General features: G+C 60.1%; 12 protein-coding genes. 1 reads left to right on the forward strand and 11 read right to left on the reverse strand.

The genetic code is table 11. From position 1 onward, the window contains the following. Positions 1-22 precede the first annotated feature (22 nt). The 5 genes from ACF66B_RS07620 to ACF66B_RS07640 are packed head-to-tail and all read right to left on the reverse strand — an operon-like array spanning position 23 to position 8,887. Entirely contained in the window at positions 23-2,086 is a 2,064-nt protein-coding gene (locus ACF66B_RS07620) for an AIPR family protein (protein WP_111431999.1), read from the reverse strand. Continuing rightward, a complete protein-coding gene (locus ACF66B_RS07625) occupies positions 2,083-3,057 on the reverse strand; it encodes a PD-(D/E)XK motif protein (RefSeq protein WP_111431998.1) in 975 nt (324 codons plus the stop codon). The genes ACF66B_RS07620 and ACF66B_RS07625 overlap by 4 nt, the downstream gene beginning before the upstream one ends. Further along, the gene (locus tag ACF66B_RS07630; protein ID WP_392664547.1) at positions 3,044-5,788 is read right to left on the reverse strand and encodes a Z1 domain-containing protein; all 2,745 of its coding nucleotides are present in this window, start codon (positions 5,786-5,788) and stop codon (positions 3,044-3,046) included. The genes ACF66B_RS07625 and ACF66B_RS07630 overlap by 14 nt, the downstream gene beginning before the upstream one ends. Beyond that, a complete protein-coding gene (locus ACF66B_RS07635) occupies positions 5,785-7,293 on the reverse strand; it encodes an ATP-binding protein (RefSeq protein ID WP_392664550.1) in 1,509 nt (502 codons plus the stop codon). Before ACF66B_RS07635 ends, ACF66B_RS07630 begins: the two co-directional genes overlap by 4 nt. Before the next feature lie 49 nt (positions 7,294-7,342). Continuing rightward, positions 7,343-8,887: a DNA cytosine methyltransferase gene (locus ACF66B_RS07640; protein WP_392664553.1), complete on the reverse strand. Its 1,545-nt coding sequence runs from the start codon at positions 8,885-8,887 to the stop codon at positions 7,343-7,345. A gap of 106 nt (positions 8,888-8,993) precedes the next feature. Between ACF66B_RS07640 and ACF66B_RS07645 the strand changes: the two genes are divergently transcribed. Next, positions 8,994-9,452 carry a very short patch repair endonuclease gene (locus ACF66B_RS07645; RefSeq protein WP_392664832.1) on the forward strand — a complete coding sequence of 153 codons (459 nt, stop codon included), beginning with the start codon at positions 8,994-8,996 and terminating at the stop codon, positions 9,450-9,452. 366 nt (positions 9,453-9,818) lie between these two features. Here the strand turns inward: ACF66B_RS07645 and ACF66B_RS07650 are convergent, their stop codons facing one another. From ACF66B_RS07650 to ACF66B_RS07675, 6 genes are all read right to left on the reverse strand, one after another. Next, on the reverse strand, positions 9,819-10,346 hold the full coding sequence (locus ACF66B_RS07650; RefSeq protein WP_162683455.1) for a GNAT family N-acetyltransferase: 528 nt from the start codon (positions 10,344-10,346) through the stop codon (positions 9,819-9,821). A gap of 68 nt (positions 10,347-10,414) precedes the next feature. Next, entirely contained in the window at positions 10,415-11,062 is a 648-nt protein-coding gene (locus tag ACF66B_RS07655) for a GNAT family N-acetyltransferase (RefSeq protein ID WP_111431993.1), read from the reverse strand. Further along, a complete protein-coding gene (locus ACF66B_RS07660; protein ID WP_111432004.1) occupies positions 11,049-11,333 on the reverse strand; it encodes a GNAT family N-acetyltransferase in 285 nt (94 codons plus the stop codon). Before ACF66B_RS07660 ends, ACF66B_RS07655 begins: the two co-directional genes overlap by 14 nt. A gap of 9 nt (positions 11,334-11,342) precedes the next feature. Continuing rightward, positions 11,343-11,582 carry a hypothetical protein gene (locus ACF66B_RS07665; RefSeq protein ID WP_162683454.1) on the reverse strand — a complete coding sequence of 80 codons (240 nt, stop codon included), beginning with the start codon at positions 11,580-11,582 and terminating at the stop codon, positions 11,343-11,345. A 13-nt stretch (positions 11,583-11,595) separates the two neighbouring features. Then, complete coding sequence (locus tag ACF66B_RS07670; RefSeq protein ID WP_111431991.1) at positions 11,596-12,048, reverse strand: SRPBCC family protein; 453 nt, start codon at positions 12,046-12,048, stop codon at positions 11,596-11,598. 153 nt (positions 12,049-12,201) lie between these two features. Further along, complete coding sequence (locus tag ACF66B_RS07675; RefSeq protein WP_162683453.1) at positions 12,202-12,753, reverse strand: GNAT family N-acetyltransferase; 552 nt, start codon at positions 12,751-12,753, stop codon at positions 12,202-12,204. Positions 12,754-12,790 lie beyond the last annotated feature (37 nt).

Here is a 12,790-nt window from a genome sequence, read left to right on the forward strand (position 1 = left end):
TAATACACCGACTAGAAAAGCATTAAACGGAAACCAACCCTTGTTCCCTCAGGCGTTCAAGGACACTCAAGGCATGTTTGCACTGTAGTTCACTCGGCAGTTGTCGCGGCATCGAGGCGCAAACCTGCAAGATCTGCTGGTCTTTCGGAGTGAGTTTCCGGTCGGCTATGCCCAGCTCAAGAATTTCCCTCCAGAAATCGGCCCCACGATTCACGACTTCAGACTGAGCGGATATACCGTCAATCTCCCGCTTTTTCTTCCTCTGGTCGCGCTCATTGGTTCGGGCATTCTCTGCCAGCACGAGGCAGCCATCGAAATCTGGACCATAATCCAGTGATCGCCCCTTCAATCCGTTCCAGCACGCCTGCTGTTTCGCCCACTCCGACATGTTGCGCACGCCTGCAGGAGGATTGGTGATCACGTCGTTTGCTTCGCCTGCGGCCAGCAACAAGGCTTGTTTCAATGCGTCGGAAACGGATTGGCGACGCCAGATTGCATCGAGGTCCAGAACCTGTTTCTCGCCGTTGGCATCGTGAAACACCTTGGCCATTGCATACGTGACGATATTTGCACGGTAGCCGCCTTCGTACCATGGCTGCTTGGGAATCTCGGTCTCGAGCCAGCGAAACACGATCGCCTTTGATATCAGTCGCCTGTACCAAAGTTCGTCGAACTTGGCATCGTTCTTTGACCAGGTTTCGCCGATGTCCTTCGCAAATTCGGCGAAGTTCTTCTGGGCCCCGCGCGACACGATGTGGGGGTGGCCCGCGGCCGATAATTCGAACTTGGCCAGATCTGTCTTGCTGAAGAGCTGCGGCTTTGGGAACTGAATATCGAAATCGGTCTGGGCTCGCCCCCGCGTCTTTGGCCTAGCGTTGATGTATTGACCACGCGCCCGCTCGTAGAACCACTTGGTGTCGTGACGTTCGCCTTCGCGGCGCGCAAAAATGACGTCCCGCGAGAAATCTTGCATCCGGACGTGGAACGGATGGTTGGCAAAGAAGTCGGCAGCGTTCACCTTGTTTTGGGTGTTCGCATATTCCGAGATCCGCGGCACGATTTCTTCCGCCCGATCGAATGGGACCACCGTCAGCTTCATCTGCACGAAGACCCGCTGCAGTTGCTCCGCCGCAGTTTTCATGACCGCATGAAGCGAACCGGTCGTCTGGGCACCGTTCACGATCTGGAGGTTGCTGATCGAGGTGACGACAAGGCCATTCGAACCTTCATCGCACATGACCGCATTTGCGGTCGCGGACAAGCCATTGTTGTAGGGGAAGAACAGCTCGGGCTCGTTTCGAATTGTGTTCTGGATTCCCTTGTTCGTCTTGGCCCGCGCCTGAAGGAAGGAGCGCACATTGCCCTGAAGGAGCTTTTCGCCCCAGCGATCGTAGATGCTCGCCAGTTGCGAACCAGGAATGATCATCAGGTAGCTTTCCAAGGCGTCACCAGATCGCGAGGCCTTGAGGGCGGGTATCGCACCGCCGAAATCTCCGTTCAGGTCGATCTCGATTTCGTCGCTTCCCTTCAGATCGAAGCGCTCGAACCGAGCGAGATCCCAGACGGACCAGGTGATCGGAACGTCACCGATTTCGACCAGCTTCACCGCATCATCACGACCGATGTACTGGCGATTCGAGACAAGGATCAGCTTGACCTTCGTGACCTGTGCCCATGTCGTGATGATCAGGTCCGAGACCTGAAACGCCGGATTGGCCTCATTTAGGGAATCCCGGAAATTCTCGATCTTTGCCTTCTTCAGAAATCGGATCAAGGGGTTCAGGATCGGGGGGACATCGCCCTTGCCAAAGGTCTGTACACTGTCGCTGTCGGCGAAATCGCAGACAATCAAGCCAAGGACACCTTCGCTGTCTCTCGGATCACCAGCATAGCCGTCGATCCTCAGTCTCTGACCGCCTTCGCCGCTCTGAAAGTAGGCGCGATCGGCTACCTCCAGTTCACCGGCTTCAGTCAGACGGTCCGTCATCCGGTCAAAGAATGCCTCGACGGGGAAGATGCCGCTGGCATCCGCTTCGCGGCGGATATCGGCCATCAGGTTCTGGTGGTACTCGTCGAGTTCGCTCATGGCTGGGCTGCTTCGTTCAGGTTTTCCTGCACCGTGCCCCAATCCGTCCGGAATGGCGTGCAGGCAGAAAGGGCAAGGGCGTAGGAAACCGCAGACAGCCCCAAGGGCACGGGCGCGGCAATCCGCGGGAAGTCCTCGGTTACAGCATGGAATTCAGGCGCCGACACGATCCAGCGCCACGCTGAGTAGTCGTGCAGGATGTCAAATCCGACGTCAGCAAGGTGCAAGTCCCAATCCATGATGACCGAAGGTTCGGTCCGTTCAAGAAGCTCGGTGACCTCCGAGACATGCTCTGTCAGCGTTCGGCCGTGCGGCGGCTGCACCTTGTCGACGGCCAGCACCGCCAGCCACAGGCGTCGATCCGGCACATCAGCCAGCTGGAACTCGTTCGTGATCTTCACGAAGGGCTGAGAGGCCCCGCGCCTCGCCTTGACTTCGATGCAGTCGGCTTTCATTTCAAAGTCCTTCGGTGCGCCAGAAGGGCCCGTCCACGCGGTCAACGCCGGTTTGGCGCCAAGGGTGGAAATCAGCAACTTCAGCACTTCGATCTCGCCGATCAGACCCTTCTGGGCTTCCTCCGACAAGATCTCGAGCTTTCCGCCGCGCAGCAGGTAATGCCACCTGAAGGTGCGGCCAATGGCGCGTTCGAGAGCCTCGGCCTCCGTCTCGGCAAGTTCGCCTGCCGTCATCACATCGCGGCAGAGGGTCTCGAACAGTTCAAGCTGCGCGCTGTCCTTGAGTCGGATGTACAGGATCGGTCCACCGGGTAATGTCTGGAACCGTATTTCGAGGTTCCGGAGCTTTGGCAGGTCTGGCGCGGGCTTCGGCAGGTCTGTCAGTTGCAGGACAAGGGCAACATCGGCGCGCGGCATCACCGCCCAGAACCAGTTCCACCGTGCCGATGCCGATACCCGGCGGGTGTCCACTTTCCCGGCCTCGAGGCCGGACCATGGCGTGTCATTCGGTATCACCGAGCGCCTCCTCCTCAATCTCTTCCTCGCCGAACATCTCGCGCATCCGGATGGTATTGACGACGTATTCTACGGTGCCGCCTGCGATCTTGCTGGAGGGGAAGGAAAGGCCCCAGGCGAGGACATCTTTTCCGTAGAAGGTGTTGCCGTCCTCTCTATCCACCATCGGGCGCACGAGACGCAGGATCAGGAGCGGACGCCTCCCCGGAACCTTGCGATAGACCGCAGGCGATATCGTCTTGGGCAGTTTCTTGTCCGCGCGCGTCAGCCGATAACCCTCAAGAGCCCTTTCGATCTGTTCCGTGGTCAGCCCTTCGCGTTCATCCTCGGCCGAACCAACGCGCCGACTTGTGCCGCTGATCGTCAGTACGCCCCTCGAGAAGTCGCCCGGGTCGACCGAACGCCCGTATGGCACTAGAGTCAGATGCCCGAAGTCGACCAATTTGAAGTCTCTTCCGGTTGAACTGGCAATGAAAACGTCCCACAGCCGCAACTCGCTGTCGGCGCGCGCGACGATGTAATCGCGGATCAGTTTCGGGTCAGTCAGAAGATCTGCAGGCACATTCGATGGATCCGTGCGGTAGGTCCGCAGGAAGGAGTCGATCCTGCCAACCGCAACCCCCTTTACCAAGTGTCCGCGGCTTCGACGCTTGAACGCAAGGCCATCTGAAAGCATGTCCTGTAGCAATGCCTCGCCTGCGGCACGGTTGCGTTGCATCAGGGACTCGTCGGCAACTATGCGCGTGGTTTCGATCAGCTTCTCTTCGAGGCTGACTTTCATGGGGAATTCCTTCCCCGTTCCCATCTTGTTTCGCGCCGTCACGATCAGCGATTCCGGATGGCTGCGCACGGCCAGGCCGAACTGCTCTGGCGTGGCCTTGGCCAGCTCCATCCGCTTCAGCTGCGTCTGCAGATCGTCCATCGCCTCGTGGATATGTGCATACCAGCCCACACCATCGGCGGGGATCCAGATGCGGCACAGATCCTCGTAGCCCGACCGGTAGCCGAACCACCGACCCATCTGCATGAGCGTGTCATACATAATGGAGTTCCGCAGGAAGTAGCTGATCGTCAGTCCTTCCAGCGTCAGTCCGCGTGAGAGAGAGAAGCCGCCCACGGCGATCACCGTCACGCCATGTTCCCCAGCCTGGTCATAGTCGAGCGGCTGCGACCGCTTTGACGCGTTGACCTCGACAACACGCCCGGCGACCAGAACCTCATGCAGATGAGACTGGACGGTGGGCCAGTCCGCGCCCTCGGCTTCGGCGAACTCGGACTCCCAGACCGCGTGCAGGGCAGCAATCTCGGGGTTGCACAGCGCTGCCACGCCCTTGGCCCCATCGACCGCGACCGCGTCCCGCATCCTGTCGACCAGGTCGGCCACTCGAAACCGCAACCGCCCCTGGACGTCGGTGAAGCGCGAGGCGTTGATCAGCATCGAGGCATGCGCGCCCTGCTGGCCCCGGGCATTCCGTATCGCTCGCGCGACGACAAAGGCGCGGACGGCACGGATCAGGCTTGCTGGCAGCACGTCGACCGGATGGTCGATCTTGTGCTTCATTGGCAGGATGTCCTCGTTGTCGTCGATCAGGCGGACATGCCGTTCGCGGGAATCGAGGAACACCTTCTGCGCGCCGAAATAGTTCGACGGTGCGTCGAGGCCGATGATGAAGTGCCGCGGGAACAGGTCCTGCTTCAGGGCCTCGTCGTCGGTATCCGGGTCGATGAAGATGTTGGCAAAGGGCGTCGCGGTATATCCAACGTAGCAGCTGCGGTGGAACATCGACAACAGCTGCCGGAGCTGCCCGTTGATACGGGTGACCTCGTCGCGCGCATAGGCGGTGTTGATCGAGGCGTTGTCGGCCTCGTCGTCGATCAGCAGCATGGGCTGGCTGACCATCCGGGAGGCCCCGGTTGCGGAGTGTTCCTCCAGCCATTCCAGCAGGTTCTTCAGCGTGCTGGAATTCTTCTTGATCACTAGCACGACGGGGACGTTGTATTGCCCGATCTGGCTGGTGTTGGTGGTCGCCGTCGCCTTGTTGAAGTCTCTGATCGTGTTGGTCAGCGAGACCGGGAACTCGCGCTGATCGAACTGGCCGACCCCGATGATCTTCTGTTTCATGGCCTTGTTGGCGTGCGCCAGCCGCCCTGTATCCCGGCCGATGAAGCCCTCGTCGATCCGCGCCTGGGTCTGGTTGCGCAGGTTGTTGTGGATGCCTGCGATCACGACGATCAGGCGATAGCCGGCATCCGCCGCCTTGCAGATCAGCCCGGTGTAGTTGGCAGTTTTGCCGCTTTGCACATGGCCCACGACCATACCGCGGCGGCTCCAGGGGCTGAGGTTGCGCGGATCGCCCAGACGGTCCAGCACCCGGTCGGTCACCTCGTCCGTCGCGTCGATCACCGACTTCGGCAGTCCCTTCAAGTTCAGGAGCTTTCGGTACCGGCCCCAGTAGAAGTCACCGACCTCGCCGTTGATCCGGGCGTCATGCAGCCAGGGGCGAAAATCCTCGGCATCGACAATTGCGCCGAAGCCCATGCTGATGCCGTACTTCTCCTCGATCAAGCGCGCTAGTTCTTCGGCGTCATCATCTTCGACCTGCCCTGCAAACATCGGCATGTCGCGCAGCTGGGCAATGATCTCCCTGATCGACTGTGCCGTGTGGGGGCCGGGTTGAGACGCCATGTACATGGACGTCATGCCCTCGAGGCTGCTCAGGATCTGCTTCACTTGTCTTCCTTCGTCTCGATCGTCGCTGCGATGATGCGTTCCGTATCTTCCCAAGCCGATCTGAACGGATCGACGTCCTTCATCAGTGCCTTGATTTCCTTGATGTCCTTGTGCGCGGCTAGAAGGGCGGAGAGGGTTGCCTGCACGGCTTGGGCAAGCGTGTCTTCGTCCACACGATCCGGGACGATTTGCTCGGCCGTGCCTGCCATGTCAGCGTGCAATGTTTCGATAGGCAGAGACGCTCCGACCAAGGCGATGCAGTTGATGAAGCCGCGCCGAAAGTCAGGAGGCAGGCTTTCGGCGAAATCGGCGAAGGCCGGGTGGTCCGTGTTCGGACGGTAGCGGATCTGCCCATCTGCCTGAGTCCGGTGCCACATCGGCAGCCGTTCGTGATCGACGAGCTTCTGGCCCCGCTTGCTGTAGGTTCGCTTCGAACCAGCAAGGATGCGCTCGATGACCTTTTTCAAGCGATCGCGCACAATTGGCGGAAGTTGTGCCGAGGATTTCTTGACGTCGATCTTCCAGTCGGCGTCCATGGTGTTGGGAATGTCGATCCGGACCCGCGACAGCTTTGTCAGTTCCGATTGGCGACAGAGGCCAAACCAGGTGCCGTGCACAATTAGGCGTTTGCCACGATACAGATAGAAGCCTTGCGATTTTAGGTGGCCTTCCGGGCCGCCGAGATCCTCCCAATCCGTGGTCTGCTTGTGATGAGGAATCGTAAAGCTCTGGATTTTTACATCGCCCCTGATCAGGGTCAGCTTCTCTTCGGGGTCTGAAATGGTTGCGGGGTTCTTTCGCGCGAAAGGATCGAGGGGACGAAGCAGTCGCCCGTTCAGGAAAATGTGCAGCGGTTTTGAGTCTTCCATGAATCGATGGAACACAAGGCGCAGGTGGCGCTCGGTTTCTGCAATTCTCTGGTTGATGACTTCGGCGCGCTTGGCGGCATTGTGGGAATAACCCCCGGTCAGCCGATCGAGTTTCTGCCAGAGAACAAGCGTGCCCTTTGGGCTCAACTTGCCGATGCCGGGGATCAAATCATATTGGCCCGGTAACTCCACCTCCCATTTGTTCCGCTCGGCCACGACATCCAGATCCCAGATGGCTGCGCTTGTTTGTCCCGACCGTCTGGAAACGACCGTCAGGCGGCGGCACTGTGAAAAACTTGCGCTCTTGAGTCCGAGGCCGAACCTTCCTAGATCAGGTTTATCGCGTGTGGCCAATGGGTTCTTGCTGCCTGGTCGCATTGCAGCAACCAGTTCTTCCTCTGACATCCCCTCGCCATCGTCGATGATCGCGATGTAGGGCTCATCGGAATACGTTTCGGTGACGATATGGATCCGATGTGCACCCGCAGTAATCGAATTGTCGATGATGTCAGAAATTGCCGTCTCGAGGGAATAACCGATGTCCCTCAGCCCCTCGATCAATGCGGCGGCGTGAGGAGTGGCATCTGCATGCCGAGCTAGGCCCATTTTATGCATTCCATGAATCTGCAGTAACAAGACAATCAACCGTTGCTCACATCGAGCAATCGAACAACTGAGAGTAATGCTAGATGCCGGAGGTTGACAGGCACTTAAGCAAGAGTCTGGCTATCTGCCTTGCCAGAAATGGCGGCACGGCATTCCCCACTTGCACATACTGCTGCGTACGGTTCCCGAGAAAAAGGTAGTCGTCGGGAAAGGTCTGCAGTCGGGCGGCCTCTCTTACTGTCAGGCTTCGGCACTGGATCGGGTCCGGGTGGATGAAATAGTGGCCGTCCTTCGAGATGTGGCTGGTGACCGTGGTAGATGCCTTGTGCGCCAGCTGAACCCGGAAGCGGTCGTTGAAGACACCGGTGTGCCAGTTGCGGTGATCGGGGCTGAGTGCGAGCGGGAAGTCGGCGGCCTTCGGGCTATAACCATGGACGTTACCGAAGACCGCGGCGAAGAGATAGCGGCCGAGATCAGACGCCATGTGCCCGCGCGTCTCGTGCTGGGCGATCGCGCGGAGGCCCGGCCGTTCCAGCCATTGCAGCAACTCGTCATTCGACATTGCATAGCCGTCTGGAAGCCACGAGGCAGCACGAACTTCTGGGGAAGCTTCCTGCACGCGCCGTGAGACAGAGCGGAAGGCTTCGCGAAGGGCGCGGTCATCCTTCCCCTTGTAGATGTCGGCCAGCAGCTTTGCCGCATCGATGACCTCACTACGCCACGACTTGGCCTCGTCGAGCCCTCTGCTGATGCCGCTCCGCAAGGAGGGCATGTTCCCTATGACATTGTTGACTGTCCTGGTCGCCGGTGAGACAGCGATCTCTGCATCTGCTGCCCTTGCTGCAAGATCGGAGCGGATGCCGATAATGATCACCCTGTGGCGTCGTTGCGGAACTCCGAATGCCTCGGAGCGTACGATGAAGTCCGAAGGTTGTGTCGCTTCCTGCAGATCTGCCTTGTCGTCTTCGACCCGGATGGCACGCAGTTCGTAATGATGGTCGCGCCCCGTACCGAGCGACGACAGGTCTTCCATCAGCATCTCGAAGACCAGCCGACTCTCGACCGTCGAGGACAGCATGCCCTTGACGTTTTCCATGACGAAGGCGGCTGGGCGAAGTTTGTCCAGCACCCGGATGTACTCGCGGAAGAGGTAGTGCCGTGCGTCTTTCTCGGGAACATAGCCGAGTTTGCCCTTCGACCGTGCGCGCCCAACCAAGGAATAGGCTTGGCAGGGGGGGCCGCCGATCAGGATCGTATCGTCGTATCCGGCCTTCAGATTCTTGATGGCGCAATCTATTGCGGACGCGGCGACATCGGTTCCAAGTTCAAGCGCACGGGCTTCGTCTATGGCATGCTTCCACGCCTGAGCGTCGACGGCTGACCAGTCTGGTTCGGTCTCAAGCCCTGCATGAAAATTGATGAACTGATCGGGCAAGGTGCCGTGAAGAGCCATGTATTCACGCAAGAATGCACGAAGCGTCAGGGTCCGATGGGCCGATGCCTCCTTCTCGACCGAGATGCCGATCCGGAACGGCGCATGGCCGTCCCTGGCAAGGGACGCAAATCCCTCGCCAAGCCCGCCTGGACCGGCAAACAGATCGACAATACCGAAAGTGGAAGGCAAATCAGGCTCCTGACGATTTTCATCCCGTTGGTCTATACTAGGTTCAGAAACAAAAACCAGGACGCATGTGTCAGATATCGTGGACCAGCAGACCCGTTCCCGGATGATGTCGGGGATCAGGGGAAAAGACACAAGGCCCGAGCTTGCGCTAAGACGGGCGTTGCACGCGCGCGGTTTTCGATTCCGGCTCCATTCTAAGAAGGTCCGCGGGCGACCGGACCTCGTTCTGCCGAAGTATCGCGCCGTCGTCCTTGTGCACGGCTGCTTCTGGCATCGGCATGAGGGATGCCGCTACTCCACCACTCCCGCTACGCGCTCGGACTTCTGGCAGGCCAAATTCGCGGCGAACGTTGCTCGTGACAGCGCCGTTCGCGGAGCGCTGCTTGAGGAGGGTTGGCGCGTGGCGACGATTTGGGAGTGTGCCTTGCGTAAGCCCGAACAGGTCTCCGTGGCCACTGACCGCCTTACAGAATGGCTGGCGGCCGTAGGTGACGCGCTCGAACTCGGTGAAATCGAGGCTTCGGCACACGCAAGAGAAGGTGAGGACGCCGGCTCTGCCTGCTGATTGATCCAGCGCAGCAAGGCTATGATCCGCCTGTTCAATGTTCGATCCGGGTTCCTTTTCACGAACGCCACTGACATCGAAGTGTTCAGGTGGGGCGTCGGAAAGAACTGAAATTTCCGATAGTTGCAGGCTATTCACCAAACCCACGCAGTCATGAGGTTCGGAGAATATCGGCCCAGAGAGACCGCTTCCAAGCCTAGCGGCGGCAGGGCCAGTGCTGAGCCCCACCCGCATAACCCTCGAAAACAACGGAAAATTCGGCCGCAGCCGGATCGGGAGAACGCTTTCGCGGGGGCAAGTGGCGGAGGGGATGGGCCTGTTATCCAACCTTCTCCACCCCTAGCCCAGGGTTCATGCTTCCGAAAATCAATGCTCCGAGTTGGTTACCTCACGCTGGAGAAGCAGGATGGTCCGTGCCCCGGTCGGGTGTTCCGGTGGCAGCGGATGGGCATGAGTTTCGGTGAAACCGCACCGCTCGTAGAGCGCTGCCGCCGCGGGATTGTTGTCGTAGACGAGGAGTGACAGCCCAGTGCAGCCGGCACGACGGGCCGCATCGTCGGCTGCTTGGAGGAAGGACCGACCCACGCCGCTGCGGCGGCGGCCCTCCAGAACCGCGAGGGAGTCGATGTACCATGTGCCGAGCACATGGGTCTTGAGGCGCGCGTAGGGTTGGTCGGTGCCGATCAAGGCCGGTGTCATTCTGTAGGCGAGGATCGCACCCACGATTCTTCCTTCGTCTTCGCCGACCCAGGCATCGCGCAGCGCTTGCCGTGTCCGGTTCGAGACGATATTCTCGGCGCCGACCGCGAAAGGGTTCTGGCCGGGCGATGCCGCTGCTGCCCAGCGGGGATGAGAAAGCCCGCCATCGGCCTCGTCGAACAGACGCGCCAGCAATTCCGCGTCCGCCACGGCAGCGGGCCGTATGCAGAGCGATCGCCGGGATCCGATATCGCTCCGGAAGTTCATCGCGAAGCCCCCCCTCCGAATGCCAGGTCCTGCGCAGGAACGTCGCCGGTCTTCGCTTTGGCACTGGAAAGCGGCTTCATCAGAAGAAGCCACTGGTCGGTCTCAGTGTCCCATCCGTCCTTGACGCAGGCCTTCCGCTCGACCTCCTTGAATTCGTGTCGTTCGTAAAGCCGACAGGCGCCGGCATTGTCGCTGGCCACGATCACGCTGAGGCGGCTGAGCCCTTCAGACACGGCGATCTCCTCCGCCAGGCGCAGGAGCCGTGATCCGATCCCTTTTCCGCGCGCCGCCGGATAGCAGGCCAAGACATTAATATACCAGCTTTCGAGGGCGCTGTTTTCGAGCTCCTGCAGGGGACGGAACAGGACAGGTAGGTCCATGCCAACAGGTTGAGGCTCGGTGCCGATCGAGTAGCCGGTCAGACCGGCCACTGCGCCCGTGCCATGGTCAACAACGATGATGTCACCGTCGCGCGCCTTCCGCGCCTGCCGAGCGCGGCCGATCTCCCAGGGGTCTTCGCCCTGCCCGGAAAGACCCGCCCAGACATGCAGCGGCAGGCCCTCTCCGGCGAAATTGACGAGCTCCGCGAGTTGCGGGGCGTCCTCGTCCGTGGCCAGCCGGAACGGTCTTTTAAGTGTCACCATCGGATCGTCCCCTTGCTTGCGAAAGCGCCCGCTCCCGTTCCGACACCGCGAAACACACGTGGTAGTTGTGGATGCAAATGCCATTGATCTCGCGCTCCTGCCGCGCGATGCATTTGAATCCGACCCTCCAAAAAACTGGGCGGGCCAGTTCGCTGGCATCTGAAAACACCGTCTCGAGCGACTGGCGGCGCGCCTCGCGCAGGAATTCCGCAACCAGCGCGCGGCCGATGCCCTGACCAGCGAAGTCAGGGTCGACAAAAAGGAAACGGATGTGGCCGGTCTATGCGAGATCGCCGAAGCCGATGGGCACACCGTTCCGGTCCGACGCCACGCGGGTGAAACGGCCATCGCGGTAGATGCGATCCAGATCCTGCGCGGAGGGCGCGATGGAGAGCCACGCCGCGACCTGCTCGGCCCTGTAGGCGTTAGGTCCGAGACTTTCGACGCCCTTTCGGTAGATGGCCGCGAGGGGGGCTGCATTGCTCTCTTCATAGGGCCGCAAGGCAAACGACAAAGTCATTATGAGTGTCTCACTATTGGGTAATCTCGGTGTGCAGAACGCGAGGCGGGAAGATCCACGTCGCCGCCGCGCTTTCGCATCGGCTCTTCAGAGCCGCATTTTCCTTTTGCAGCGCGAGTGAAATAAATGGTCGGGCGAGCCTGCCTAAAAGCCCCGACACCTGGAGGGACAGCCGGTTGCATCTCACACTTTCCGTCACAATTATCTCATGCAGCGCGGTCATATCGCCCTCTGCCGTGCGCAAGCTTAGCAAATGCGGAGCTGCGCAGTGCGACAGGACCCACGATCGCCTGCGCTGGAAAGGTTGTTTGAGATCGAATTGCGCATCTTGAAACAAGTCACCGCCGCCCCAGCCTGATATAGAGGTTATAGTCGGCGACCATTCCGGCCATTGGGCGACATCGGCCGTTACCCGCCAGACGATCCCAGTCGGGGCGGAGAAGAGCGTCGAATGGGATATTTGCATGGGTTTCCTCGTGTCTATCCGGCAATTACGCTGCCGCTCAAGTGAAGTTTTTGGGTAGCAAGACCGGCGACCGCGTGATCCCCGGGGGACGCAGGAAAGACATAAACGCGCGAAATCGAGACATGCCGGCTTGGATGCGTCGAAACGCACCCGTCACCCTCGTCTCGGCTGCCTCACCATCGGATAGATCGGCGGGCAATCCGCGACGAGGATCGTGTCCGTCTGCTCGAAACCGAGCCGCGCGTAGAGGGCGCGGCTACGCTCGGTCGTGGCCTCGAGATAGGCTAAGGTGCCCGTCGCGTCGCAGCGCTCGAGAACGGGACGCATCAGCGCCGTGCCGAGACCCTGGCCCTGACGCTCCGGCACGACGCCCATGACAGGAAGATACCAGTGCGGGTCTTCCGGGTGGGTGTGTCCCATGGCCTTGAAGACGGCGAAGACGGCTTCATGACGGCTTGCCGGCACGCTCGCCTCGACGACAGCCATGATGGCCGCTTCGTCGGGCGCCAATCCGGGCGCGATCCAGAGCGCAGCTCCTCCTTCGGCCCAATCGAGCGTTCCCTCGTGCATCGCGACACCGCCGAAGGGATGCAGAAATGTCGGGAAATGTCGCAGATACCCGGTCTGTTCGGGATACATCCACCGGACCGCCGGATCGGTCTCGAATGCAGCGGTCAGGTCGGCGACCACCTGAGCCTCGCTCATTTGGAGATCACTTTTGATGGAGTGGTCTGGCCTGGAT

This window comes from Amaricoccus sp. B4, from assembly GCF_043226085.1.
In the GTDB taxonomy this organism is placed as follows: domain Bacteria; phylum Pseudomonadota; class Alphaproteobacteria; order Rhodobacterales; family Rhodobacteraceae; genus Amaricoccus.